This is a genomic window from Streptomyces malaysiensis subsp. samsunensis (genome assembly GCF_024519315.1).
GTDB classification, from domain to species: Bacteria; Actinomycetota; Actinomycetes; order Streptomycetales; family Streptomycetaceae; genus Streptomyces; species Streptomyces malaysiensis.
On the sequence record NZ_JANIIC010000056.1, the window covers coordinates 56,312 to 79,978 of the forward strand.

Genomic DNA, 23,667 nt, shown 5'->3' on the forward strand with positions numbered 1-23,667 from the left:
CTGTGCGTCGAGATCTCCGCAAAGGGCGCGGATACGTCGATATTGGCGCGAAGGGGATGACCGATGACCGGCTCGCACGTACTGGCGCTCGGCCACTACCAGCCCGCGAAGGTGCTCGGCAACGACGACCTCGCGGCCCTCGTCGACACCAGTGACGAGTGGATCCGCAGCCGGGTGGGCATCCGCACCCGGCATCTCGCCCGCCCCGACGAGACGGTCGACGAGATGGCCGCGGCGGCGGCCGCCAAGGCGCTGGCCCACAGCGGTCTTGCCCCCTCCGACATCGACCTCGTGCTCGTCGCCACCTGCACGGCGATCGACCGCAGCCCCAATATGGCGGCCCGGGTCGCCGCCCGGCTCGGGCTGGCCCAGCCCGCCACCATGGACCTCAATGTGGTGTGCGCGGGCTTCACCCACGCCCTCGCCACCGCCGACCACACCATCCGGGCCGGGGCGGCCAGCGCGGCCCTGGTGATCGGCGCGGAGAAGTTCAGCGAGGCCACCGACTGGACCGACCGCTCCACCTGCGTCCTGACCGGCGACGGCGCGGGCGCGGCCGTGGTGGTGGCCGCCGAGCGGCCGGGCATCGGACCGGTGGTGTGGGGCTCGGTCCCGGAGATGGGCGGCGCGGTCCGGATCGAGGGCACACCGCCGCGCTTCGCGCAGGAGGGCCAGACCGTCTACCGCTGGGCCACCACCCAGCTGCCGCCGATCGCGCGGGAGGTGTGCGCACGGGCCGGGATCACCCCGGAGGACCTGGCCGGTGTCGTGCTGCACCAGGCCAATCTGCGGATCATCGAGCCGGTCGCCCGCAAGCTGGGCGCGGTCAACGCGGTGATCGCCCGCGATGTGGTGGAGTCCGGCAACACCTCGGCGGCCAGCGTTCCGCTCGCCCTGTCCAAGCTGGTCGAGCGCGGGGAGGTGCCCTCCGGCGCCCCGGTGCTGCTCTTCGGCTTCGGCGGCAATCTGTCGTACGCGGGGCAGGTCATCCGCTGCCCCTGAGGGCACCCCACCGCTGGGGGCACCCCGCCCCTGAGGGCACCCCGCCCCTGAGGGTGCCCCGCCGCCGGGGGCGCCCCAGCCCGGCCGCCCCCGGCCGCTCCGCCGGGACGTCCGATTCGTTCAAGACCGGCCGCGGACGCGCTGCCTACGCTGCCCGTATGACAGCACGATTCAACGCCATCGGTCTGGTCGTCGCCGACATGGCCGCTTCCCTCGCCTTCTACCGCCGCCTCGGCCTCGACATCCCCGCCGACGCCGACACCCAGCCCCACGCGGAGGCCGCCCTGCCCGGCGGGGTGCGGCTGATGTGGGACACCGTCGAGACGGCACGCTCCTTCGACCCGGAGTGGACCCCGCCGAGCGGCTCCCACCAGGTGTCGCTGGCCTTCGCCTGCGACGGCCCGGCCGATGTGGACAAGACGTACCAGGACCTCGTGGCGGCCGGGGTGCGCGGCACGATGGAGCCGTGGGACGCGCCCTGGGGCCAGCGCTACTCGGTCGTCCTCGACCCGGACGGCAATGGCATCGACCTCTTCGCCCCGCTGCCCTCCTGAGCCCCTACTCTCCTCCTGGCCCCCGCAGCAGCCGCCCCAGCGGGACCCCCGTCAGCGCCCTGACCTCGCGGGCGAGATGGGCCTGGTCGGCGTAGCCCGCCGTGGCCGCGACCTCCGCGAAGGGGACACCGGCGCGCGCCAGGTCCAGGGCCCGGTTCAGCCGCAGCACCCGGCCCAGCGTCTTGGGGCCGTAGCCGAAGGCCGCGAGGGAGCGGCGGTGCAGCTGCCGCTCCCCCAGCCCCACGGCCGCGGCGATCCCGGCCACTCCCGTCCCGCGCGAAACCCCCGCGACGATCGCGGCGAGCAGCGGATCGGGCGGTTCCGCGGTCCGCAGCCGGTCCCCGGCGGCCTCCTCCAGCAGGCGGCTCGCGGCCGCCTGCCGCCCGGCCGCCCGCTCGGTGGCGATCCGCTCGGCCAGCCGCCGGACCTCCGCGCCGGGCCAGAGCGCGGCCAACGGCACCCTCGTATCGCGGAGTTCATGCGCCGGTACGCCCAGCACGGCCGGGCCAGTACCGGGGGCGAACCGCAGCCCCACGGCGCGGCTGCCCGGCGGCCCGAGGGCCAGATGGGCACGGGTGTCCGGTCCGGCGACCAGCAGCTCGCCGCCCGGCCCCGACCCCGCCTCGCTCCAGATCAGATCCGTGCAGCCGTCCGGGAGCACCCGCTGCGGCCCGGTGCCGGCCGTACGCGTCCACACCACGGCGCCACGGCCGATCAGCGCCCTCCGCTCGTGGTACTCGCTCAAGGGACCTCGCGCAGATACATCGCACCGCAGGAGTGGCAGAAGGGCCCCGCGTCACCCGTGGCCCACAGGTCGGCGGCCTGGGTCTCGGAATCCGGGTCCAGCTCCCGCCCGCACATCGCGGTCGTTCCGTTTCCGCGGACCATGTGCCAGATCTTGACCGGCGCGCCCGCGACCCGCCCGGAGCTGCCCTCCTCGTATTCGGCGCGCATCTCGTGCTGCATGGCGGTACACCTCCTGCTCACCACCACTACCCTCCATGCTCCCGCCATGCCGTGCGGCGCGCCACCTTCACCAACGCGCCGCCCGCGCTAACCGCGGACCAGGTGGCAGGGGCTCCGCCCCTGGACCCGGAACCTGGGGCGGAGCCCCACCACGCGGCGGAGCCGCACACCGATGCTCAGCCCGCCGCACGCGACACTCACCCGGGGCCTGGGGCGGAGCCCCAGTTTCGGGAAGGGGCGGGGAGGGGAACAGCCCGCCGCAGGCGGCACGACCCGCCGGGCGCCCTAAAAGACGGACCAGTCGGTCAGCGTGGTGAAGTGGTCCAGGGCCGCCAGCCCGGCCACCGAGTTGCCGCGGGCATCCAGGCCGGGGCTCCAGACGCACAGCGTGCAGCGGCCGGGGACCACCGCGACGATCCCGCCGCCGACACCGCTCTTGGCGGGCAGTCCGACCCGGTAGGCGAAGTCGCCCGCCGCGTCGTACGTACCGCAGGTGAGCATGACCGCGTTGACCCGCTTCGCCTCGCTGCGCGACAGCAGCCGTGAGCCGTCCGAGCGCAGCCCGTGGCGGGCCAGAAAACCGCCGGCCAGGGCGAGATCGCGGCAACTCATCTCGATCGAGCACTGCCAGAAGTAGTGCTCCAGGACGGTCGGCACGGGGTTGTCGAGGTTGCCGTAGCTCGCCATGAAGTGGGCGAGGGCGGCATTACGGTCGCCATGGGCGGACTCGGAGGCGGCGACCTCCTGGTCGAAGGCGAGGTCCGGATTGCCGCTCTCGGCGCGCAGGAAGTCCAGCATGGTGGTGCTGGCGTCGCCGGTAAGGGTGTGCAGCCGGTCGGTGACGACGAGCGCCCCGGCGTTGATGAACGGGTTGCGCGGGATGCCGTTCTCGTACTCCAGCTGCACCAGGGAGTTGAAGGGGTTGCCCGAGGGCTCCCGGCCGACCCGCCGCCACAGCTTCTCGCCGTCGCCGGCGAGGACGAGCCCGAGGCTGAACGCCTTGGAGATGGACTGCACCGAGAAGGGCCGCTCCCAGTCGCCGACCCCGGTCACCCGGCCGTCGACATCGGCGAGGGCGATCCCGAAGCGGTCCGCGTCCACCGAGGCGAGCGCCGGGATGTACTGGGCCACCCGGCCCCGGCCGATCTGCGGCTTCACATGGGCCGCGACCTCCTCCAGCACTGCCTGGTAGTCCATGGTGCGGGCGTCTCCTGTCGCGATCTCGGGTGGTGCGATGTCGAGCGGGTCGACCGGTCCGCACGATAACGTGCCCCTCGCCATTCATCACCCCATGTGTTTATGAGTGTGCGGCGGGTAAGCAAACGGGTGAACGAGGCGGGCCTCGACCGGGGCCCGCTGGACGACCAGAACGGAGGCGGCATGGCCTCACCCATGTCCGCGGGGGACTTCCTCGCGGCGCTGACGAACGAGGGCGTGCGGGTGACGCAGGTCGGGGACTGGCGGCACCACAACCGGAACCACAAGGGGCCGTGGGGCCCGGTGCACGGGGTGATGATCCACCACACGGTCACCTCCGGCACCCAGGAGACGGTGGAGATCTGCCGGGACGGCTTCGAGGGGCTGCCCGGCCCGCTGTGCCACGGCATGGTCGCCAAGGACGGCGGGCTCCATCTGGTGGGCTACGGCCGCGCCAACCACGCCGGGCTCGGCGATGACGACGTCCTGCGGGCGGTGATCGCCGAGAAGGCCCTGCCGGCGGACAACGAGGCGAACACCGACGGCAACCGCGCCTTCTACGGCTTCGAATGCGAGAACCTCGGCGACGGCGAGGACCCGTGGCCCGAGGCCCAGCTGGACGCGATCGCGCGGGCGGCGGCGGCCGTATGCCGCCATCACGGCTGGACCGAGCGCTCGGTGATCGGCCATCTCGAATGGCAGCCGGGCAAGGTGGATCCGCGCGGCTTCACCATGGCCGAGATGCGCGACCGGATCCACGAGCGGCTCGAGTAGCGCCCTCGGCCGTCCCCGGCGCCGGCGCCGGGGACAGGGACAGGGACGGGGACAGGGACAGGGACAGGGACAGGGACAGGGACAGGGACGGCGGGCGGCACCGGAGGGCCACGGTCTCAGGACCCGTCGTCCGTGGCACCCTCCCGGTAGAGCGCGGCCTCCTCCAGGTCCAGCCGGCGCAGCAGCGACCGCAGCATCTCCTCGTCGATCCGCCGGGCGTCCCGCAGGTCCACGAACACCTTCCGCTCGGCCTCGATCATCTCCCGGGCCAGTCTGCGATAGGTGTCGTCCGCCGATTCGCCGGTCACCTCGTTGACCGCCCCGAGCCGCTCCCACACGGCGTTGCGGCGCTGCTCCAGCACGGTGCGCAGCCGGTCGGCGAGCGGCGAGGGCAGGGCGTTGCGCTCGTCGTCGAGCAGTTCCGCCAGCCGCCGCTCGGCCGCCATCGACGCCGTGTTCTGCGCCTGTGCCTCGGCGAGCGTCTCGGACCGTGGATCGCGGCCCGGCAGCCCGAGCAGCCGGATCAGCGACGGCAGGGTGAGCCCATGGACCACCAGGGTGCCGATGACGGTCGTGAAGGTCAGGAAGAGGATCAGATTGCGGGCCGGGAAGGGCCCCCCGCCGTGCACGGTCTCCGGGATGGAGAAGGCGATGGCCAGCGAGACCACCCCGCGCATCCCGGCCCAGCCGACGACGACCGGCGCGGTCCAGTTGGTGCCGGGCTCGCGTTCGCGGATGCCGGGGAAGAGCATCCGTGGCACGAAGGTCGACGGAAAGACCCAGACGTAGCGGGCGGCCACCACGGCCAGGAAGACCAGGGCCGCGTACCAGGCGGACTCGCCCGCGCTGTACTCCCCCAGGCCGCCCACCACGACCCGCAGTTGCAGCCCGATCAGCGCGAACACCGCCGACTCCAGTACGAAGTCGATCATCCGCCAGACCGCCGCCTCCTGGAGCCGGGTGGCGAAGTCGACCTGCCAGGAGTGGTGCCCGAGGTAGAGCCCGACCACCACGACGGCCAGCACACCCGACGCCCCGAACTGCTCGGCGACGGCGTAGGCGACGAAGGGGATGAGCAGCGAGAGGGTGTTCTGGAGCAGCGCGTCCCGCAGCCGGGTGCGCAGCCAGTGCAGCGGCACCATCAGGATCAGACCGACCACGACACCGCCGACGGCCGCGAAGGCGAACTCCCGCAGCCCCTCGGTCCAGCTGACGCCCTCCCCCACGGCGGCGGCCAGCGCCACCCGGTAGGCGGTGATCGCGGTCGCGTCGTTGAACAGGGACTCGCCCTGGAGGAGCGTGGTGAGCCGGGCGGGCAGCCCGATCCGGCGGGCGATGGCGGTGGCGGCCACGGCGTCCGGCGGCGCGACCACCGCGCCCAGCACGAGGGCGGCGGTCAGCGGCAGCCCCGGGATCAGCAGATGGGCGACCGCGCCGACCGCGACCGTCGCGAAGAGCACATACCCGACGGAGAGCAGCGCGATCGGCCGCATATTGGCGCGCAGGTCCAGATAGGAGCTGTCCAGCGCGGCGCTGTGCAGCAGCGGCGGCAGCACCAGGGGCAGCACGATATGCGGGTCCAGCGTGTAGTCGGGGACCCCCGGGAGGTAGGAGACGACGAGCCCGACCGCGACCAGCAGCAGCGGCGCGGGCACCGGGGTGCGGCGGGCCACGCCGGCGACCGCCGCGCTGCCCGCGACCAGCATCAACAACGGCAATACGTCCATCGTCCGGCCCTGTCTCCGTCGGCCGTCCCGACGGTCGTCCATGTGCTCCGCTCGCGCGGCGTTTTAGTCTGGCAATCATGAACGAGTGTCCGCATGTTCCCGCACTGCCCCGCCCCGAGCCGGAGGCGCGGGCCGACACCTGCCCCGAGTGCCTGGCGGTCGGCAGCCACCCCGTCCAGCTGCGGAAGTGCCTGGTGTGCGGCCATGTGGGCTGCTGCGACTCCTCGCCGTACCAGCACACCACCCGCCACTACGAGGAGACCGGGCACCCGGTGATGCGCAGCTTCGAGGAGGGTGAGGACTGGCGCTGGTGTTACGTGGATCAGCTCATCGTGTAGGGCCGGTTCCGCGGACGCCCCGGCTTGGCGTTTTCCGCGCAATGTCGGAGATCGGCCGCCGCGTTTGTCGGCGCGGCCCGCTAGCCTTCACCACATGATCCGATCCGCGAAGCCGTCCGACGTCCCGGCGATCCAGGCGATGATCCGAGAGCTGGCGGCCTACGAGCGGGCTCCGCGGGAGGCCAAGGCCACCGAGGAGCAGCTGCACGAGGCGCTCTTCGGGGCGCATCCCGCGGTGTTCGCGCTGATCGCCGAGGAGGCCGGTGGCGCCGGAGAGCCCGCCCGGCCGGTGGGGTTCGCCCTGTGGTTCCGCAACTTCTCCACCTGGACAGGCACCCATGGCGTGTATCTGGAGGACCTGTACATCACCCCGCGGGCCCGCGGGGGCGGCCATGGCAAGGCACTGCTCGCCGAGCTGGCCCGGATCTGCGTGGAGCGGGGATATGCCCGCTTCGAATGGTCGGTGCTCGATTGGAACGAGCCCGCGATCGGCTTCTACGCCGCGATCGGCGCGGAGCCGATGGATGAATGGACGGTGCGGAGGCTTTCGGGAGAGCCTCTGCGAGCGCTGGCCGCTCAGGCCATGGGCACCGCCCTGACCAGCGATTCCCTGAGTGAGGCGACATCTCTTTCGAATTGAGACCGCAAACCCTCTAGCCACGCTGCGTACTCATGTGCTTACTATGAGTGATATCGCGGCTTTGTGGGCCCGAGTTCACCCGTGATGGGGGCCGTGCTTCGTCCGGGCGACATCGAACCGCAGATCGCGATAGCGTCGCAGGCAAAGTACATACAGCGCCGGTCCCCCTCCACCATAAGGGTTCGGGGCCGACGCTCCAATCAGCTCAGCTCAATCAGCTTGTGTCACCTTGGAGGTGAGGGTGTCCCAGATCGCAGGCGAGCCCGGGACCCAGGACTTCGTGGAAGTCCGGCTGCCCGCTGCGGGTGCCTATCTGTCGGTGCTGCGTACGGCGACGGCCGGCCTCGCAGCCCGCTTGGACTTCACCCTCGACGAAATCGAGGATCTGCGTATCGCCGTTGACGAGGCATGCGCGATCCTGCTTCAGCAAGCCGTGTCCGGCTCCGTGCTGAGCTGCGTCTTCCGCTTGATTGACGACGCACTCCAGGTCACCGTCTCGGCTCCCACCACCGACGGCCGCGCCCCCGAGCGCGACACCTTCGCCTGGACGGTGCTCTCCGCACTGGCGGGCAAGGTGGATTCGACGGTGGCCGAGGACCAAACGGTCAGCATCAGCCTGTACAAGGAGCGCGGCGCCGGCCCCGGACAGCCGTGACGGAACAAGGGGGCTCCGTGAGCACTGCATCATCGCGGGGAGTGGGTACCCCGGCCATCCCGCACCCGCCGGCCCGGCCGCATCCCGCGGACTCGGAGGCGGCAGGAGACCGACCAGAGCGGGCGGACCACATGGACCAGCACGAGCAGGTGCATCAGCAGCACGATCCGCATGACCGGAGCGGCGCGCGGGCGATGTTCGCCGAGCTGCGACGGCTGCCGGAGGGCTCCGCGGAGCGGGCCGAGCTGCGCAACAACCTCGTGCGTATGCATTTGCCGCTGGTGGAGCACCTGGCCCGGCGCTTCCGCAACCGCGGTGAGCCGCTGGACGACCTCACCCAGGTCGCCACCATCGGGCTGATCAAGTCCGTGGACCGGTTCGACCCGGACCGCGGAGTGGAGTTCTCGACCTATGCGACGCCCACGGTCGTCGGCGAGATCAAGCGCCACTTCCGCGACAAGGGCTGGGCTGTGCGGGTGCCGCGCCGGTTGCAGGAGCTACGGCTGTCGCTGACCACGGCCACCGCGGAGCTCTCCCAGCGCCATGGCCGCGCCCCGACCGTCCATGAGCTGGCCCAGCATCTGTCCATCTCCGAGGAGGAGGTGCTGGAGGGTCTGGAGTCCGCGAATGCCTACAGCACCCTCTCCCTGGACGTCCCGGACACGGATGACGAGTCCCCCGCGGTCGCCGACACCCTCGGCGCGGAGGACGAGGCGCTGGAAGGCGTCGAGTACCGCGAATCGCTCAAACCGCTGCTGGAGGACCTGCCGCCGCGCGAGAAGAAGATCCTGCTGCTGCGGTTCTTCGGCAATATGACGCAGTCGCAGATCGCGCAGGAGGTGGGCATCTCCCAGATGCATGTCTCCCGGCTGCTGGCCCGCACGCTCGCGCAGTTGCGCGACAAGTTGCTGGTCGAGGAGTAGGGAGCGCTACGGGATGCCCGGTGGGCTGTTCCCCTCCCCGCCCCTTCCCGATACCAGGGGCTCCGCCCCCGGACCCCTGGGTCCGGGGGCGGAGCCCCACCACGCGGCGGAACCGCAAATCGATGCTGCGGGAAGAGGTGGAACCCCGGCCCGGGGTCCGGCACGGACCCCAGCCCGGGACCAAGGGCAGCCCCGCCCAGGTCCGGGGCGAAGCCCCACCACGCGGCGGAACCACATACCGATGCTGCGGGAAGGGGCGGAACCCCGGCCCGCGGTCTGGGGCGAAGCCCTGGTTTCGGGGTCTGGGGCGAGCCCCGGTTTCGGGAAGGGGCGGGGAGGGGAACAGCCCGCCGCAGGCGGAAACCGGCTAGGCGTCGCGGGGGCCGATGCCGAGCGCCTCGGTCGCCGTCGGATTGATCAGCAGCGCCAGGACGGCGAGGGCCGCGATGGCGGTGGCCACTCCGGCGGCGAGCAGCCCGCCGCCGTTCTGCACCAGCGTCCAGGCCACCGGCAGCGCCATCAGCTGGGTGATCATCGCGGGGCCGCGGCTCCAGCGGCGCCGCAGCCACAGCCCGCGGGCCGCAAGCAGCGGCAGCAGGGCCAGTGCGAGCACGGTGACGCCGAGCATCTCCGCCTGCCGCGGGCTCTCCGGGTCTCCGGTCAGCCCCATGATCAGTACATAGATACCGAAGCCCAGCAGCACCACGCCCTCGGCGGCGGCCAGCGCCGCGGCGGCCGTCAGCCGGGCGGGGCGGGGCCCGGTGGGCGCGGCATCGGCGGTGGCGGTCGCCTTGGCGGCCCCGGCGTCCGGCCGGGCCGTGCCCTTCGGCTCCGTACCCTTCGGCTCTGCGCCCTTCTGTGCCGCGGCCTGCCGCTCGGTCGCCTTCCGCGCCGTGGCCCTCTGCGCCTTCTTCGCGGTAGCGGACTTCTTACTGCTCACCCCAGCAGCCTAGCCGCCCCCGGGCCGCCAGGGCCCTACCCCCCTCCGGCCGGTCGGCCCGGATGGGTAGGCTGGCGCGCATGCGCGCACTCCTCGTGGTCAACCCGGCAGCAACCACCACCAGTGCCCGCACCCGTGATGTTCTCTTCCACGCGCTCGCCAGCGATCTGAAGCTCGATGTGGCGACCACGGAGTACCGGGGGCATGCGCGCGACCTGGCCCGGCGGGCGGTCGACGGCGGCACTCATGAACTGGTGGTGGCGTTCGGCGGCGACGGCACCGTCAACGAGGTCGTCAACGGACTGCTCCACCATGGCCCCGCGCCGCGTGAACTGCCCCGGCTCGCGGTCGTGCCGGGCGGCTCCACCAATGTCTTCGCCCGCGCGCTCGGGCTGCCCAACGACGCCGTCGAGGCGACCGGCGCCCTGTTGGACGCGCTGCGGGACGGCACCGAGCGCACCGTGGGCCTCGGGCTCGCGGCCGGCACCCCGGGCACCCGGGACGAGGCGGTCCCGGCCCGCTGGTTCACCTTCTGCGCCGGGCTCGGCTTCGACGCGAGCGTCATCGGCCGGGTGGAGCAGCAGCGCGAGCGCGGCAAGCGGTCCACCCACGCCCTCTATATACGGCAGATGGTGCGGCAGTTCATCGGGGAGCCGCACCGCCGGCAGGGCACCATCACCCTCGAGCGGCCGGGCGAGGACCCGATCGAGGAACTGGCGCTGTCCATAGTCTGCAACACCGCCCCGTGGACCTTTCTGGGCAACCGCCCGGTCTACGCGGCGCCCCAGGCGTCCTTCGACACCGCCCTCGACGTGCTGGGACTCGCCAAGCTGTCGGCGTCGGCGATGACCCGCTACGCCACCCAACTGCTCAGGTCGACGCCCGAACGCGGCCCCCGCGGCAAGCATGTGGTGGCGCTCCACGACCAGACGGACTTCACCTTGCAATCCCAGGCGCCACTGCCGTTCCAGATGGACGGTGACCATCTGGGACTGCGTACGAGCGTGACGTTCACAGGCGTACGCCGTGCACTGCGTGTGATTGTGTGAGTGAGAGCGCTAAAAGTCCTTCCAGTCGAACGTTTAGGCTGGGCTCCACCCACCGGAAGTACGGCTGTGACAGAGCCGACACCAAGGAATCAAAAAAAACTTTCCGGAAGGGGTTGTATCCGCCGCCGAGGTTTGCGAGTCTCTTCTTGGCGATCGGGACGGCCTCCAGAAGGCCCCCTTGAGAGCCCGAACCCCCTCCTCATTCCACGGGCCGCACCAGCCCCAACTGGTTCGGCGGCCCTACCCTTGCGGGGGGATTCGTGAAAGCGTTCACATTCACAAGCAACGAGCCCGCAATACGAGGAGATGGAGCAGCCATGGACTGGCGTCACAACGCCGTTTGTCGCGAGGAAGACCCCGAGCTGTTCTTCCCCATCGGCAACACCGGTCCCGCGCTGCTGCAGATCGAGGAAGCCAAGGCCGTCTGCCGCCGCTGCCCCGTAATGGAGCAGTGCCTGCAGTGGGCGCTTGAGTCCGGCCAGGACTCCGGCGTCTGGGGTGGAATGAGCGAAGACGAGCGCCGCGCCATGAAGCGCCGTGCCGCTCGCAACCGGGCACGCAACGCCAGCGCCTGAAGCCCGCACCCCGTGGCCCCCGAGCCGCAGCGCGTAGAACCCCCGATGCGCACAGCAAATTGAGCTTTGAGCCCCGGACCGGATGGGTCCGGGGCTCAGTGCTTTCCGATAACGAGTTGCTCTCGGACTCATCACGCGCTCAGTGCTTCTCGGCACGCACCGGGACGTCCAGCACCACACGGGTGCCGCGCTCCGGGGCGGGCACCATGCCGAACGTCCCGCCCAGCTCCCCCTCCACCAGGGTGCGGACGATCTGGAGCCCCAGGTTTCCGGCCCGCTGGGGGTCGAACCCCTCCGGCAGCCCGCGCCCGTCGTCCTGGACGACCACCACCAGCCGGCTCTCCTCACCGCTGCCACCGCGCACCGCCGAAACCTCGACCGTGCCCTGCTCCCCCGGTCCGAAGCCGTGCTCCAGCGCGTTCTGGAGCACCTCGGTGAGGACCATGGACAGCGGGGTGGCGACCTCGGCGTCGAGGATGCCGAAGCGTCCGGTGCGACGGCCGGTCACCTTGCCGGGCGATATCTCGGCCACCATGGCCAGCACCCGGTCGGCTATGTCGTCGAACTCGACCTGCTCATCGAGGTTCTGGGAGAGGGTCTCATGGACGATGGCGATCGAGCCGACCCTGCGCACCGCCTCGTCGAGCGCCTCCCGGCCCTGCACCGAGTCCATGCGGCGGGCCTGGAGCCGCAACAGGGCGGCCACCGTCTGGAGGTTGTTCTTCACCCGGTGGTGGATCTCCCGGATGGTGGCGTCCTTGGTGATCAATTCGCGCTCACGGCGGCGCAGTTCGGTGACGTCCCGCAGCAGGACGAGCGAGCCGATGTGCAGCCCCTTGGGCTTGAGCGGAATGGCCCGCAGCTGGATGACCCCGTCGCCGCCCTCGACCTCGAACTCCCGGGGCGCCCAGCCGCTGGCCAGTTTGACCAGCGCCTCGTCCACCGGGCCGCGCACCGGGGCCAGTTCGGCGGTGGTCCTGCCCAGGTGGTGGCCGACGAGATCGGCGGCCAGGCCCAGGCGGTGGTAGGCGGAGAGCGCGTTGGGGCTCGCGTACTGCACCACCCCGTCCGCGTCGAGCCGGATCAGCCCGTCGCCCGCGCGTGGTGAGGCGTCCATGTCGACCTGCTGGTTGGGGAACGGAAACGATCCCGCGGCGATCATCTGGGCGAGGTCGGACGCGCTCTGGAGATAGGTCAGCTCCAGCCGGCTGGGGGTCCGTACGGTCAGCAGATTGGTGTTCCGCGCGATCACGCCGAGGACCCGGCTCTCCCGCCGGACCGGGATGGACTCCACCCGGACCGGCACCTCCTCGCGCCACTCGGGGTCGCCCTCCCGGACGATCCGGCCCTCGTCCAGGGCGGCGTCGAGCATGGGGCGGCGGCCGCGGGGCACGAGATGACCGACCATGTCGTCCTGGTAGGAGGTGGGCCCGGTGTTCGGCCGCATCTGCGCCACGGAGACGTACCGGGTGCCGTCGCTGGTGGGGACCCACAGCACCAGATCGGCGAACGAGAGGTCGGAGAGCAGCTGCCACTCCGAGACCAGCAGGTGCAGCCACTCGAGGTCGGAGTCGTCGAGGGCGGTGTGCTGGCGGACGAGGTCGTTCATGGAGGGCACATTGCGAGCCTACCCTCACCCGTGGATTAGCCTATTCGCGCATAAGCATGGACAGACAGCAGTGGTCTAGTCCAGAATATCGAGCACTGCGATCTTCCGTTCTCCCCGCACAGGAGGGCGGATAGAGGGGCCCGGAGCGCTCTGCCCTGACCGCCCGGGGCCCTCACGGTCGGCCGCTCGGCCGATGCAACTCCGGGCTGCGGTGCCGGGTGGGTTGAGGGTCCCGCCCTGGCGCCGCGGCCCGCGGGTCACACCCCGGCTCCCGCGCCTCTCGAAGGCCGCGGGAGCCGTTTCCGTATGCCGCACAGCGGGGCCGAATGCCTCAGCGGGGCCCGCCGCGTATGTCAGCGGGCCCCCGCCACGCGTCCCGGCGCGTCTCCGCGCCGCGTCTCAGCGCGTCTCCGTCACCTTCGCCAGGGCCCTCGGCGCGTCCGGGTCCTGGCCGCGCGCGATCGTCACCTCGTACGCCAGCATCTGGAGCGGCAGGATCTCCAGGATCGGCTGGACCTCCTCGGCGACCCCGTCCGTCGGCAGCGCGAACCCGGCCGAGGCCCGCTCCACCTCCGACGCGCTGCCGATGACGACGAGGTCGGCGCCGCGGCCGCGCAGCCGCTCCAGGACCGGCTGGAGCGCCTGGCCGCCCTTGCCCTCGGTGACGATGGCGATCACCGGCGAGATGTTGTCGACCATGGCGAGCGGACCGTGCAGCAGATCGGCGCCGGAGTAGGAGAGCGCCGGGATGTAGCTGGTCTCCATCAGCTTCAGGGCGGCTTCCTTGGCGGTCGGGTAGCCATAGCCCCGGGAGGTGAGGACCATCCGCTCGGCGAAGCGGTAGCGCCCCGCGAGCTGCCGGACCTCGTCCTGGCGGTCGAGGATCTGCTGGGCGAGGTCGGGCAGCGCCTTGGCGGCCGCGCCGTCGCCGCCGCGCAGCCCCTCCACGAAGAGGTAGAGGGCGAGGAGTTCGGCGGTGTAGGTCTTGGTGGCGGGCAGCGCCTTCTCCGGCCCGGCCAGGACGTCGATGTGGAATTCGGAGACGGCGGCGAGCGGCGAGTCGGCGTTGTTGGTCACCGCGAGGGTGATCGCCCCGGCCGCGCGGGCGGCCTCGGTGGAGGCGACCAGGTCCGGGGAGCCGCCGGACTGGCTGACGGTGATCACCAGCACATCGGTGAGATCCGGCTGGGCGCCGTACGCGGTGGTGGTGGACATGGAGGTCAGCCCGCACGCCTTGCCGAGCAGCACTTCGAGCAGGTACTTGGCGTACAGCGCCGCGTTGTCCGAGGTGCCCCGGGCGGTGAGGAGGACGAAGCGCGGGTTGCGGGCGGCGATCCGCTCCGCGACCTCACGGATCCTCGGGGCGCCCTGGTCGAGGATGCGGCGCAGCACGGCGGGCTGCTCGGCCATCTCGCCGGACATGATCCGGCCCGGCTGGTCGCTGCGCTGGGCCGTCGTCGTGGCGGACATGCTGGGTGCCTCCAGGTGGCTCTGTGCCGGCTGAGCTGGGGAGCTGAGGGGTCAGTCCCCGGGTCGGTCACCGGCGCCGACGCCGGCGATCACCTCGGCGGCCGCCAGTCCACACACCCGGGCGGCGCCGTGGGTCGCGATGTGCAGCGCCCCGGCGGGCGGCGCCTGGGGCACCCCCATCTCCACGACGACCGTCTTGGGCCGGGCGGTGAGCAGGGCGTCCAGCGCGTCGGCCATCCAGGGGTGGCGATGGACATCGCGGACCACTGCGACGATCCTACGGTCCGCCGCGGTGTCGAGCATATTTTCGATCAGGGCGGGGACGCCCCGGTCCTCGACGTCCTGTCGCCCATAGGTGGCGGTCCCGGTGCCGGGGCGCAGCAGGGTCAGTTCGCCGCCGACGCCCCAGGAGGTCTCCGCCCCGACGGCGATGTTGGCGTCCGGGGTGAAGGTGGCCACATAGGCGGGTCCGGTCACGGGTTCGTACGAGGCCCCGGCCGGGGTGATCCTGAGCGCCCGCCGCGCGGCGGCGAGCCCCACCCCCGCGGCGGGCTCGATGCCGTGCGCCGCGCGCGGTCCCGCGGAGTGCCGGGTCCACTCCCCCAGGGCGCGCACCCGCGCCGCCGCCTCGGCGAGCCGCGCCTCCGACAGGCGCCCCTCGCTGACGGCGGTGACCAGCGCGTCGCGCAGTCGCAGCACGGTGTCCTCGTCGGCGAGTCCGCCGCCCACGCAGATCGCGTCGGCGCCCGCGGCGATGGCCAGGACGCTGCCGTTCTCGATGCCGTAGGCGTCGGCGATGGCCCGCATCTCCATGCCGTCGGTGACGATCAGCCCCTCGAAGCCGAGTCCGCCGTCGGCCACGGGCCGGCGCAGCAGCCCGTGCAGCGCGGCGGGGCTGAGGGTGGCGGGCAGGTCGGAGTCGAGCACGGGCAGCAGGATGTGCGCGCTCATCACGGCCTTGGTCCCGGCGGCGACGGCGGCGCGGAAGGGCACCAGTTCACGGTCGGTCAGGGTGTCAAGACCGGCGTCGATACGGGGCAGGGCGTGGTGGGAGTCGACGGCGGTGTCGCCGTGGCCGGGGAAGTGCTTGGTGCAGGCGGCGACTCCGGCGCTCTGGAGGCCCTCGATGTACGCGGCGGTGTGGCGGGCGACGAGGCCCGGCTCGGCGCCGAAGGAGCGCACGCCGATGACCGGGTTGTCGGGGTTGGAGTTGACGTCGGCGGAGGGCGCCCAGTTGAGGTTGACGCCGCATTCGGCGAGGCGGCGGCCCATCTCACGGGCGACGGCGCGGGTCAGCTCCGGGTCGTCGACGGCGCCGAGCGCGAGGTTGCCGGGGAAGGAGGAGCCGGTGCGCACCTCGAGCCGGGTGACGTCGCCGCCCTCCTCGTCGATGGCCACCAGGACGTCGTCACGTTCGGCGCGCAGCTGGGCGGTGAGGGCGCCCAGCTGCTCGGGCGTGGCGATGTTCCGGCCGAACAGGCCGACGGAGGCGAGCCCCTCACCGAGCCGGCGCAGCACCCAGTCGGGGGCGGTGGTTCCGGTGAAGCCGGGCTGGAGAACGGTCAGAGCGTCGCGGGTGAGGGTGGCGGAATCGTGTGCGAGGGTCGTCATAAACCGGGATCATCCCTTCACAGCGCCGGAAGTGAGCCCACCGACCGCCTTGCGTTGCAGAAACAGGAACAGAAGCAGGATCGGGATGGCGAACAGCGAAGCGGCCGCCATGGTGGCGCCCCAGTCGTCGCCGAAGGCGGTCTGGAACCTGGAGAGCCACAGCGGAAGCGTCTGGGCTTCCGGGTCCTTGTTCAGGATGAGGACGAGGGGGAATTCGTTCCAGGCCGTGATGAAGCCGAAGAGCGAGGTGGCCATCAGGCCGGGCGCCAGCAGCGGGAAGATCACCCGGATGAACGCCTGCGGACGGGTGCAGCCGTCCACCATCGCCGACTCCTCCAGCTCCTTGGGTATCGCGGCCACGTAGGAGCGGAGCGTGAGGATGGTGAAGGGCAGCACCATCACCATGTAGAAAAGGGTCAGCGGAAGCAGGCTGTTCAGCATGTCGCCGTCGCGCACCAGCATGTAGATGGCGATGACCAGGACTTCCCAGGGCGCCATCTGCGCGATCATGAAGGTCAGCAGAAAGCCGCGCCGCCCCTTGAACCGCATCCGGGCGAGGGCGAACGAGGCGAGCAGCGCGATCAGCAGGGAGAGGACGACCGCCGAGAGGGTGACGGTGAGGGAGTTGCCCACCAGGGTCCAGAAGTTCTCCGCGTTCACGGCCTTCTGGAAGTGTTCGAGGGTGGCTCCGGTCGGGAACCACACCGGGTCCTCGGAGATGATGTCCGAGTTCGGCTTGAGGGCCGTGGTGAACATCCAGTAGACGGGGAACGCGAAGCCGATGAAGAGCACGACGGCGGTCGCGTTGGGCCACAGCCGGGCGAGCGGCGAGCGCTTCACAGCTCGTCCTCCTCTTGCCTGAGCACGATCCGGAGGTAGTAGGAGGTCAGCGCCAGCAGGACCACGATGGTGAGCAGCGAGATCGCGGCGCCCATGCCGTAGTGCTGATTGCCCACGCCCTCGACGAAGGCGTAGACGGGAAGGGTTTCGGTGAGCCTCTCTGGGCCGCCTTCGTTGATCGCGAAGACCTGGGTGAACGCCTTGAAGACCCAGATGACTTCGAGGAACGTCGTGGCCAGCAGGAACGGCTTGAGGAAGGGGAAGGTCACCGAGGCGAAGCTCTTCCAGGTGCCGGCGCCGTCGAGCGCGGCGGCCTCGTAGAGCTCACCGGGGATGGTGGTGGTCGCGGCGTAGAGGTTGATCGCCACGAAGGGGATCGACTGCCAGACGATCAGCAAGGTGATGACGAAGAAGGTGGAGAACTGGCCGCCGGTCCAGTTGTAGTGCGCCATGGAGTGCCAGCCGAGCGCGTCCAGGACCCAGTTGACCACGCCGAAGCGGGTGGCGAAGAGCCACTGGAAGACGGTGGTGGCGGCGATGGGCGGCATGGCCCAGGACAGCACGAGACCCACCGAGAGCAGCAGCCGCATCTTGCTGCCGAGGCGGGCCAGCAGCAGTCCGACGAGAGTGCCCAGCACCATGATCAGCACCACGTTGGCCGCGGTGAAGATCACCGACCGCAGGGTGACCCGCCAGAAGTCCTCGCTGGTCAGCGTCTCGCGGTAGTTGTCGACCCCGTTCCACTCGGTGAGGTGCTGGATCAGCTGCCGCATATTGAGGTTCTGGAACGACAGCAGGCCGTTCTTGATCAGCGGCCAGCCCAGCAGTACGGCGGTCACCGCCAGCGCGGGCAGCAGCAGGAGGTACGGGGCGGCGCCGATCAGCCGTGCGCGCCCGTGGGCGCCCGGACCCCGGCGGCGGGGGCCCGGCGGCGCCCCGCCCCGGCGGACCCCGGCCGCCGCCGGGCCGGGGTCCTGGCGTTCGGTCGCTACGGCCATCGTGCTCAACGCTCCTGGCTGAGGCGCTTGTTCAGCTCGTCCTCGACCGACTTGGCCGCCTCGGCGGGCGACTTACCGGTGAGCACGGCGGTCATATAGGTCTTGACGGGGTTCGGGGCGTTCTCCACCGCGGCCCATTCGGGGATCAGCGGGGTGGTGCCACCGGTCGCGGCGGCCGGGGCGGCCGCCTGTGCGGCGGGGTTGCCCTTGAGCTGCGTCTGGAGCGACTCCTTGTTGGGGATGACGCCGCCCTCCTTGGCGAGCTGTCCCTCGTAGGTGTCGTTCAGCGCGATCTTCAGGAACTCCTTGGCCAGTTCCTGCTTCTCGCTGCCCGCGGCGATCGCGAGGTTGGAGCCGCCGAGGAAGACACCCTCCGGCTTGCCCTCGGTCTCACCCGGGATGGTGAAGTAGCCGATGTCCTTCTCGATCTTCGGGTTGGCCTTGATCGAGAGAGCGGCCTCCCAGCCCATGCCGATGAACGCGCCGGTCTTGCCCTTGGCGAAGACCTCGGCCTGCTGCGGGGTGGCCTCGTCCTTGTCCTTGGGGGCCTTGCTGAAGGACTGGTACTGCTTGTAGATGTCCATGGCCTTGCCGACCTTGGGGTCGGCGAGGTTGGAGACCCACTTGTCGCCGTTCTTCTTGACGAGGTCGGCACCGGTGCCGATGGTCAGTCCGTCGAAGAAGTACCAGTTCTGGCCCGGGAGGTAGATCGGTTCGGCGTCGGTCTTCTTCTGGATGGTGTCGAGGTCCTTGAAGAACTCGGTACGGGTCTTGGGGGTGTCCTTGATCCCGGCCTCGGCCCAGATCTTCTTGTTGTAGAGGACGACCCGGTTGACCACGTACCACGGCGCCGCGTACTGCTTGCCGTCGTAGACCGCGGAGTCGTTCATCGACTTCGACCAGTCGGCGCCGATCGACTTCTTCAGGTCATCGAGTTCGGCCAGGCCGCCGGTCTGCGCGTAGGCGGGGGTCTGGGTGTTGCCGATCTCCAGCACATCCGGCGGGTCGGACTCCGAGAGTGCCGTGGTCACCTTCTGCTGAATGCCGTTCCACTGCTGGATCTCCAGCTTCAGCTTGGCGCCCGTCTTCTTCTCGAAAGCGGCCTTGACATCCTTCGTCCAGCCGTCCGGCGTGGATCCGTCCATCGCCCACACGGTGAGCGTCTCCCCCTTGAAACCGTCCGCTCCGGCCTTGTCGTCATCGCCGTCGGACCCACAGGCCGCGACGGATACCAGCATTGCCGCGACACCCGTCGCCGCTATGAGCCCACGCTTCACAGCACTCTCCTCACAAGGCCGGATCAGGGGTTTAATGGTCCAGACCAGTCCCAGAGCTTGGCCTAGACCTTTTGGGGTGTCAAGGGTGTATAAGAGTCATCGGAGGCTCCGTTACCGGACCGACACTTCCCGACATCCGGACCGACCGGCCGCCCGGAGCCGGGACCGTGCCACGATGTGAGGCGCTGGATTCATCAGGAGGCCGGTGACGGCGGCGGACGCCGGTGACGGCAGCGGACCAGGAGTCGGAGAGGGCGCAATGGAGACCGAGGGGGCAACGGCGGCAGCGGCGGCCACCACGACGGCCGAGAGCGACGGCAACGGCTCCGGTGGGGCGCGCACCGCGCGCATCCCGAAGTACTACCGCCTCAAGCGCCATCTGCTGGAGATGACCGAGACGCTGCCACCCGGCACCCCGGTCCCGCCGGAGCGCACCCTGGCCGCGGAGTTCGACACCTCGCGCACCACCGTGCGCCAGGCGCTCCAGGAGCTGGTGGTCGAGGGTCGTCTGGAGCGGATCCAGGGCAAGGGCACCTTCGTGGCCAAGCCCAAGGTCTCCCAGGCGCTGCAACTCACCTCGTACACCGAGGACATGAAGGCCCAGGGCCTGGAGCCCACCTCCCAGCTGCTGGACATCGGCTATGTCACCGCCGACGACCGGCTCTCCGGGCTGCTGGACATCGCCGCCGGCGGCCGGGTGCTGCGCATCGAGCGGCTGCGGCTGGCCAGCGGTGAGCCGATGGCGATCGAGACCACCCATCTGTCCGCCAAGCGCTTCCCCGCGCTGCGCCGCAGCCTGGTCAAGTACACCTCCCTCTACACGGCGCTGGCCGAGGTGTACGACGTGCGGCTCGCCGAGGCCGAGGAGACCATCGAGACCTCGCTGGCCACCCCGCGCGAGGCGGGGCTGCTGGGCACCGATGTGGGGCTGCCGATGCTGATGCTCTCGCGCCATTCACGGGACGCGGCCGGAGAGCCGGTGGAGTGGGTGCGGTCGGTCTACCGCGGGGACCGCTACAAGTTCGTGGCCCGGCTCCAGCGGCCGAACGACTGAGCCGCGCGGCGGCTCCGCCGGGCTCGGCTACCGCCGACCGCGGTACCACTGACCGGCTATCTTTCTCATACCGATATACGGACGGGTAGTGACTGCCGCCCGGCCCCGGGCTTAGATTTCCTGCGCATTACCCAAATGATCAGCTGTGACCCAACTGATCAGTGACGCAGGTGATGAGCCGAGGGGACTGGAGCCGCCACATGTCAGACACGTCCGCTTCACCCGGCAGGAGACCGGTTGTGACGCCCGCGCGCGTCGTGGCCGCTCTGTGCCTGATCGCACCCTTTGTCGGGATGCTCTGGATCGGCTCGTACGCCAAGGTCGAGCCGACCCTCATCGGGATCCCGTTCTTCTACTGGTACCAGATGCTCTGGGTGCCGGTCTCGGCCGCGCTGACCTCGGTCGCCTACATCCTGGTCCGCCGTGAGGAGCGGGCGCGCAAGGGGGGTGACTCCGCATGAAGGACGGTGTGAACGGCGTCGCGCTCGGCGTCTTCATCTTCTTCTTCCTGGCCGTCACGGTCATGGGGTTCCTGGCCGCGCGCTGGCGCGCCGCGGAGAACGCCAACAACCTCGACGAATGGGGGCTGGGCGGCCGCAGCTTCGGCACCTGGATCACCTGGTTCCTGCTCGGCGGCGACCTCTACACCGCGTACACCTTCGTCGCCGTCCCGGCCGCGATCTACGCGACGGGCGCGGCCGGTTTCTTCGCGGTCCCGTACACCATCCTGGTCTACCCGCTGATCTTCACCTTCCTGCCCAGGCTCTGGTCGGTGTCCCATAAGCACGGGTACGTCACCACCTCGGACTTCGTCCGCGGCCGCTTCGGCTCCAAGGGGCTCTCGCTGGCCGTCGCGATCACCGGCATCCTCGCCACCATGCCGTACATCGCCCTCCAGCTGGTGGGCATCCAGGCGGTGCTGGACGTGATGGGCGTCGGCGGCGGGGAGGACACCAACTGGTTCATCAAGGACCTGCCGCTGCTGATCGCCTTCGCGGTGCTCGCGGCGTACACCTACTCCTCGGGGCTGCGCGCGCCCGCGCTGATCGCCTTCGTCAAGGACACCCTGATCTACATCGTCATCGCGGTGGCGATCATCTACATCCCGATCAAACTGGGTGGCTTCGACGACATCTTCGCCAAGGCGGGCCACGCCCTGTCACAGGTGAATCCGGCGACCGGCAAACCCAAGGGCGAGCTGGCGAGCGGCGAGAAGAACCAATGGGCCTACGCGACCCTCGCACTCGGCTCGGCGCTCGCGCTCTTCATGTATCCGCACTCGATCACCGCGACGCTCTCCAGCCGCAGCCGTGAGGTGATCCGCCGCAACACCACGATCCTGCCGCTGTACTCGCTGATGCTGGGGCTACTGGCGCTGCTCGGCTTCATGGCCATCGCGGCCGGGGTGAAGGTCGACAACGGTCAGCTCGCCATTCCGCAGCTCTTCGAGGACATGTTCCCCGACTGGTTCGCGGGCGTCGCCTTCGCCGCGATCGGCATCGGCGCGCTCGTCCCGGCGGCCATCATGTCGATCGCCGCGGCGAACCTCTTCACCCGCAACATCTACAAGGACTTCCTGCGCCCGGACGCCACACCGGAGCAGGAGACCAAGGTCTCCAAGCTGGTGTCGCTGCTGGTGAAGGTCGGCGCGCTGATCTTCGTGCTGGGCATGGACAAGACCGTCGCGATCAACTTCCAGCTGCTGGGCGGCATCTGGATCCTCCAGACCTTCCCGGCCATGGTCGGCGGCCTGTTCACCCGGTGGTTCCACCGCTGGGCGCTGATCGGCGGCTGGGCGGTCGGCATGATCTACGGCACGGTCGCGGCATACGGCGTGGCCAGCCCCACCCAGAAGCACTTCGGTGGCAGCTCGAAGGAGATCCCGGGCATCGGCGAGATCGGCTACATCGGTCTCACCGCCTTCGTCCTCAACATCGTGGTCACGGTCGTCCTGACGCTGGTGCTGCGGGCGGTCAAGGCCCCCGACGGCGTGGACGAGACCTCCCCCGCCGACTACACCGCGGACGCGGGCGACCCGGGCGTCCAGGCCGACCTCCCGCCCGCCACGGCGGGCGCCCCGGGCGGCCACTGACGCCTGGCGGCGGGCCGCGCGGATCGATGGTGAAACGGGCCGTCGGCTTCCCTCGCAGGGAGCCGGCGGCCCGTTCGCATCACCAACTCCTGTACAGTTGTCCAGGAGTTGGCGGCATCAGCACGCCGGCCTTGACGTGCGAAAAGGATGGCTCGGCGTGCGCATTCTGGCGGAAGTTCTGGTCGGTGCGGTCGCGGTGCTGCACGCGTACATCATGGTGCTGGAGATGGTCTTCTGGCAGCGGCCACGCGGCCGGGCGGCCTTCGGCATGGATGAGGAGACGGCCCGCATCACCGCGCCGCTCGCCGCCAACCAGGGCCTGTACAACGGCTTTCTGGCGGCCGGTCTCATATGGGGCCTGATCGCGGCCGACCCGGTGGGCTTCCAGGCGCAGGTCTTCTTCCTCGTCTGTGTCGTGGTCGCCGGTGCCTACGGGGCGGCCAGCACATCGAACCGAAAGATCCTGTTCTCACAGCTCACTCCGGGCGCGCTCGCTCTGGCGGCTGTCATCATCGCCGGGTGACTGACGATCTGACGGCGGGCCAGGACCCGCGCACCGTACGGACCCGTGGGCGGCTGCGTGCCGCCCTGCTCGCCGAATGCGCCTCCCAGCCACTGGAAAAGGTGAGCGTCTCGGCGGTGGTCCGCCGTGCCGAGGTCGGCCGCGCCACGTTCTATCTGCACTACGAGGACCTCCAGGCGCTGGCCGTCGACGCGTGCGCGGAGGTGGTCCGGGACGCCGTGGAAGCGGTGCACGCCTTCGACGGCATCCCCGACCCCGAAGCGCCCCCGGCCGCGCTCGCGGAGTTCTTCACCTCGGTGACGCCCCACGCCGACCTGTACCGGGGCCTGCTCCAGGCGGGCGGCAGCGGGCCCCTCGGAGAGCTGCTGCACCGCGAACTCCGGGCGCGCTCCCGGCTGGAGCGGGAACGCGCCGGATTGCGCCACTCCGAAGCCGCGGACTCGGCCGTGGCGGCCACGTTCACGGGCCTGTTCGCCGACTGGCTCCACGGACTGATCGACGCGGCGCCCGACGCGCTCTCGCGGCAGGTCTGGCGATTGCTGATCTCCATCCACAGGACGTTCCCGTGACGGTGCCGCCGCGGGCTGTTCCCCTCTTGGGGCTCTGCCCCAGACCCCGGGTGACCCCGGGCCCAGGGGTCTGGGGCAGAGCCCCTGGTAGCGGGGAGGAGAAAGCATCGATACGCGGCTCCACCGCGTGGCTGGGGCTCCGCCCCTGGACCCCGGGGCCTGGGGCCTGGGGCCTGGCGCCCGGGACCCGGAGCCCGGAGCCAGGGGCCTGGGGCCTGGGCCTGGGGCCTGGGGCAGAACGCCGGACCGGGGTCTGGGACAGAGCCCCAGTTTCGGGAAGGGGC

The 23,667-nt window shown here is 70.7% G+C and carries 25 protein-coding genes; 14 read left to right on the forward strand and 11 right to left on the reverse strand.

Annotation, left to right across the window (positions count from 1 at the left end):
* Positions 1 to 63: 63 nt before the first annotated feature.
* The gene (locus NQU54_RS36465; protein WP_257634752.1) at positions 64 to 1,002 is read left to right on the forward strand and encodes a beta-ketoacyl-ACP synthase III; all 939 of its coding nucleotides are present in this window, start codon (positions 64 to 66) and stop codon (positions 1,000 to 1,002) included.
* 158 nt (positions 1,003 to 1,160) lie between these two features.
* Positions 1,161 to 1,556: a VOC family protein gene (locus NQU54_RS36470; protein WP_257634753.1), complete on the forward strand. Its 396-nt coding sequence runs from the start codon at positions 1,161 to 1,163 to the stop codon at positions 1,554 to 1,556.
* Between the two features lie 4 nt (positions 1,557 to 1,560).
* Here NQU54_RS36470 and NQU54_RS36475 read toward each other — a convergent pair whose 3' ends face one another.
* The 3 genes from NQU54_RS36475 to NQU54_RS36485 form a co-directional block, all read right to left on the reverse strand.
* Complete coding sequence (locus tag NQU54_RS36475; RefSeq protein ID WP_257634754.1) at positions 1,561 to 2,301, reverse strand: helix-turn-helix domain-containing protein; 741 nt, start codon at positions 2,299 to 2,301, stop codon at positions 1,561 to 1,563.
* Complete coding sequence (locus tag NQU54_RS36480; protein ID WP_069873154.1) at positions 2,298 to 2,522, reverse strand: hypothetical protein; 225 nt, start codon at positions 2,520 to 2,522, stop codon at positions 2,298 to 2,300. The genes NQU54_RS36475 and NQU54_RS36480 overlap by 4 nt, the downstream gene beginning before the upstream one ends.
* A gap of 285 nt (positions 2,523 to 2,807) precedes the next feature.
* A complete protein-coding gene (locus NQU54_RS36485) occupies positions 2,808 to 3,719 on the reverse strand; it encodes a glutaminase (protein WP_069873152.1) in 912 nt (303 codons plus the stop codon).
* A 183-nt stretch (positions 3,720 to 3,902) separates the two neighbouring features.
* Here NQU54_RS36485 and NQU54_RS36490 point away from each other — a divergent pair, with 183 nt between their 5' ends.
* On the forward strand, positions 3,903 to 4,493 hold the full coding sequence (locus NQU54_RS36490) for a peptidoglycan recognition protein family protein (RefSeq protein WP_257634766.1): 591 nt from the start codon (positions 3,903 to 3,905) through the stop codon (positions 4,491 to 4,493).
* 116 nt (positions 4,494 to 4,609) lie between these two features.
* On the opposite strand, the gene NQU54_RS36495 is transcribed toward NQU54_RS36490, so the two are convergent.
* Positions 4,610 to 6,220, reverse strand: coding sequence for a Na+/H+ antiporter (locus NQU54_RS36495; protein WP_257634755.1), 1,611 nt, complete (start codon positions 6,218 to 6,220; stop codon positions 4,610 to 4,612).
* Between the two features lie 77 nt (positions 6,221 to 6,297).
* Between NQU54_RS36495 and NQU54_RS36500 the strand changes: the two genes are divergently transcribed.
* From NQU54_RS36500 to NQU54_RS36515, 4 genes are all read left to right on the forward strand, one after another.
* The gene (locus tag NQU54_RS36500) at positions 6,298 to 6,558 is read left to right on the forward strand and encodes a UBP-type zinc finger domain-containing protein (RefSeq protein ID WP_069873148.1); all 261 of its coding nucleotides are present in this window, start codon (positions 6,298 to 6,300) and stop codon (positions 6,556 to 6,558) included.
* Positions 6,559 to 6,652: 94 nt separating this feature from the next.
* A complete protein-coding gene (locus NQU54_RS36505; RefSeq protein WP_257634756.1) occupies positions 6,653 to 7,198 on the forward strand; it encodes a GNAT family N-acetyltransferase in 546 nt (181 codons plus the stop codon).
* A gap of 241 nt (positions 7,199 to 7,439) precedes the next feature.
* Entirely contained in the window at positions 7,440 to 7,853 is a 414-nt protein-coding gene (locus NQU54_RS36510; protein WP_069873144.1) for an ATP-binding protein, read from the forward strand.
* A gap of 17 nt (positions 7,854 to 7,870) precedes the next feature.
* Positions 7,871 to 8,776, forward strand: coding sequence for an RNA polymerase sigma factor SigF (locus NQU54_RS36515; RefSeq protein ID WP_370685154.1), 906 nt, complete (start codon positions 7,871 to 7,873; stop codon positions 8,774 to 8,776).
* A 367-nt stretch (positions 8,777 to 9,143) separates the two neighbouring features.
* Here NQU54_RS36515 and NQU54_RS36520 read toward each other — a convergent pair whose 3' ends face one another.
* Positions 9,144 to 9,716, reverse strand: coding sequence for a hypothetical protein (locus tag NQU54_RS36520; RefSeq protein WP_257634757.1), 573 nt, complete (start codon positions 9,714 to 9,716; stop codon positions 9,144 to 9,146).
* Between the two features lie 80 nt (positions 9,717 to 9,796).
* Here NQU54_RS36520 and NQU54_RS36525 point away from each other — a divergent pair, with 80 nt between their 5' ends.
* Positions 9,797 to 10,765 carry a diacylglycerol/lipid kinase family protein gene (locus tag NQU54_RS36525; RefSeq protein WP_167503297.1) on the forward strand — a complete coding sequence of 323 codons (969 nt, stop codon included), beginning with the start codon at positions 9,797 to 9,799 and terminating at the stop codon, positions 10,763 to 10,765.
* A 317-nt stretch (positions 10,766 to 11,082) separates the two neighbouring features.
* Positions 11,083 to 11,340, forward strand: coding sequence for a WhiB family transcriptional regulator (locus NQU54_RS36530; protein WP_014054815.1), 258 nt, complete (start codon positions 11,083 to 11,085; stop codon positions 11,338 to 11,340).
* Between the two features lie 139 nt (positions 11,341 to 11,479).
* On the opposite strand, the gene NQU54_RS36535 is transcribed toward NQU54_RS36530, so the two are convergent.
* The 6 genes from NQU54_RS36535 to NQU54_RS36560 all read right to left on the reverse strand — a co-directional run bounded on the left by NQU54_RS36535 (position 11,480) and on the right by NQU54_RS36560 (position 19,145).
* Complete coding sequence (locus tag NQU54_RS36535) at positions 11,480 to 12,949, reverse strand: sensor histidine kinase (RefSeq protein WP_257634758.1); 1,470 nt, start codon at positions 12,947 to 12,949, stop codon at positions 11,480 to 11,482.
* 399 nt (positions 12,950 to 13,348) lie between these two features.
* The gene (locus tag NQU54_RS36540) at positions 13,349 to 14,419 is read right to left on the reverse strand and encodes an SIS domain-containing protein (protein ID WP_069873136.1); all 1,071 of its coding nucleotides are present in this window, start codon (positions 14,417 to 14,419) and stop codon (positions 13,349 to 13,351) included.
* Positions 14,420 to 14,470: 51 nt separating this feature from the next.
* Positions 14,471 to 16,030 (reverse strand): glycoside hydrolase family 3 protein, encoded by a 1,560-nt coding sequence (locus NQU54_RS36545; protein ID WP_257634759.1) that lies wholly within the window; start codon positions 16,028 to 16,030, stop codon positions 14,471 to 14,473.
* 9 nt (positions 16,031 to 16,039) lie between these two features.
* The gene (locus NQU54_RS36550) at positions 16,040 to 16,870 is read right to left on the reverse strand and encodes a carbohydrate ABC transporter permease (protein WP_079258955.1); all 831 of its coding nucleotides are present in this window, start codon (positions 16,868 to 16,870) and stop codon (positions 16,040 to 16,042) included.
* Entirely contained in the window at positions 16,867 to 17,868 is a 1,002-nt protein-coding gene (locus tag NQU54_RS36555) for a carbohydrate ABC transporter permease (RefSeq protein ID WP_257634760.1), read from the reverse strand. The genes NQU54_RS36550 and NQU54_RS36555 overlap by 4 nt, the downstream gene beginning before the upstream one ends.
* A 5-nt stretch (positions 17,869 to 17,873) precedes the next feature.
* Positions 17,874 to 19,145 (reverse strand): extracellular solute-binding protein, encoded by a 1,272-nt coding sequence (locus NQU54_RS36560; RefSeq protein WP_257634761.1) that lies wholly within the window; start codon positions 19,143 to 19,145, stop codon positions 17,874 to 17,876.
* Positions 19,146 to 19,404: 259 nt separating this feature from the next.
* Here NQU54_RS36560 and NQU54_RS36565 point away from each other — a divergent pair, with 259 nt between their 5' ends.
* The 5 genes from NQU54_RS36565 (at position 19,405) to NQU54_RS36585 (ending at position 23,383) form a co-directional block, all read left to right on the forward strand.
* Complete coding sequence (locus tag NQU54_RS36565; protein ID WP_257634767.1) at positions 19,405 to 20,199, forward strand: GntR family transcriptional regulator; 795 nt, start codon at positions 19,405 to 19,407, stop codon at positions 20,197 to 20,199.
* Between the two features lie 200 nt (positions 20,200 to 20,399).
* Positions 20,400 to 20,660: a DUF3311 domain-containing protein gene (locus tag NQU54_RS36570; RefSeq protein ID WP_069873123.1), complete on the forward strand. Its 261-nt coding sequence runs from the start codon at positions 20,400 to 20,402 to the stop codon at positions 20,658 to 20,660.
* Positions 20,657 to 22,291: a monocarboxylate uptake permease MctP gene (mctP, locus tag NQU54_RS36575; protein WP_167503291.1), complete on the forward strand. Its 1,635-nt coding sequence runs from the start codon at positions 20,657 to 20,659 to the stop codon at positions 22,289 to 22,291. Before NQU54_RS36570 ends, mctP begins: the two co-directional genes overlap by 4 nt.
* Positions 22,292 to 22,448: 157 nt before the next feature.
* Entirely contained in the window at positions 22,449 to 22,814 is a 366-nt protein-coding gene (locus tag NQU54_RS36580) for a DUF1304 domain-containing protein (protein ID WP_079153725.1), read from the forward strand.
* Positions 22,811 to 23,383: a TetR/AcrR family transcriptional regulator gene (locus tag NQU54_RS36585; protein ID WP_257634762.1), complete on the forward strand. Its 573-nt coding sequence runs from the start codon at positions 22,811 to 22,813 to the stop codon at positions 23,381 to 23,383. The genes NQU54_RS36580 and NQU54_RS36585 overlap by 4 nt, the downstream gene beginning before the upstream one ends.
* The last annotated feature ends 284 nt before the right edge of the window (positions 23,384 to 23,667 follow it).

What these genes read in the sequence shown, in the direction of transcription:
- NQU54_RS36465 (WP_257634752.1), top strand. Translation starts at nt 64, where the DNA reads ATGACCGGCTCGCACGTACTGGCGCTCGGCCACTACCAGCCCGCGAAG.
- NQU54_RS36470 (WP_257634753.1), top strand. Translation starts at nt 1,161, where the DNA reads ATGACAGCACGATTCAACGCCATCGGTCTGGTCGTCGCCGACATGGCC.
- NQU54_RS36480 (WP_069873154.1), bottom strand. Translation starts at nt 2,522, where the DNA reads ATGCAGCACGAGATGCGCGCCGAATACGAGGAGGGCAGCTCCGGGCGG.
- NQU54_RS36485 (WP_069873152.1), bottom strand. Translation starts at nt 3,719, where the DNA reads ATGGACTACCAGGCAGTGCTGGAGGAGGTCGCGGCCCATGTGAAGCCG.
- NQU54_RS36490 (WP_257634766.1), top strand. Translation starts at nt 3,903, where the DNA reads ATGGCCTCACCCATGTCCGCGGGGGACTTCCTCGCGGCGCTGACGAAC.
- NQU54_RS36495 (WP_257634755.1), bottom strand. Translation starts at nt 6,220, where the DNA reads ATGGACGTATTGCCGTTGTTGATGCTGGTCGCGGGCAGCGCGGCGGTC.
- NQU54_RS36500 (WP_069873148.1), top strand. Translation starts at nt 6,298, where the DNA reads ATGAACGAGTGTCCGCATGTTCCCGCACTGCCCCGCCCCGAGCCGGAG.
- NQU54_RS36505 (WP_257634756.1), top strand. Translation starts at nt 6,653, where the DNA reads ATGATCCGATCCGCGAAGCCGTCCGACGTCCCGGCGATCCAGGCGATG.
- NQU54_RS36525 (WP_167503297.1), top strand. Translation starts at nt 9,797, where the DNA reads ATGCGCGCACTCCTCGTGGTCAACCCGGCAGCAACCACCACCAGTGCC.
- NQU54_RS36530 (WP_014054815.1), top strand. Translation starts at nt 11,083, where the DNA reads ATGGACTGGCGTCACAACGCCGTTTGTCGCGAGGAAGACCCCGAGCTG.
- NQU54_RS36535 (WP_257634758.1), bottom strand. Translation starts at nt 12,949, where the DNA reads ATGAACGACCTCGTCCGCCAGCACACCGCCCTCGACGACTCCGACCTC.
- NQU54_RS36540 (WP_069873136.1), bottom strand. Translation starts at nt 14,419, where the DNA reads ATGTCCGCCACGACGACGGCCCAGCGCAGCGACCAGCCGGGCCGGATC.
- NQU54_RS36545 (WP_257634759.1), bottom strand. Translation starts at nt 16,030, where the DNA reads ATGACGACCCTCGCACACGATTCCGCCACCCTCACCCGCGACGCTCTG.
- NQU54_RS36555 (WP_257634760.1), bottom strand. Translation starts at nt 17,868, where the DNA reads ATGGCCGTAGCGACCGAACGCCAGGACCCCGGCCCGGCGGCGGCCGGG.
- NQU54_RS36565 (WP_257634767.1), top strand. Translation starts at nt 19,405, where the DNA reads ATGGAGACCGAGGGGGCAACGGCGGCAGCGGCGGCCACCACGACGGCC.
- NQU54_RS36570 (WP_069873123.1), top strand. Translation starts at nt 20,400, where the DNA reads ATGTCAGACACGTCCGCTTCACCCGGCAGGAGACCGGTTGTGACGCCC.
- mctP (WP_167503291.1), top strand. Translation starts at nt 20,657, where the DNA reads ATGAAGGACGGTGTGAACGGCGTCGCGCTCGGCGTCTTCATCTTCTTC.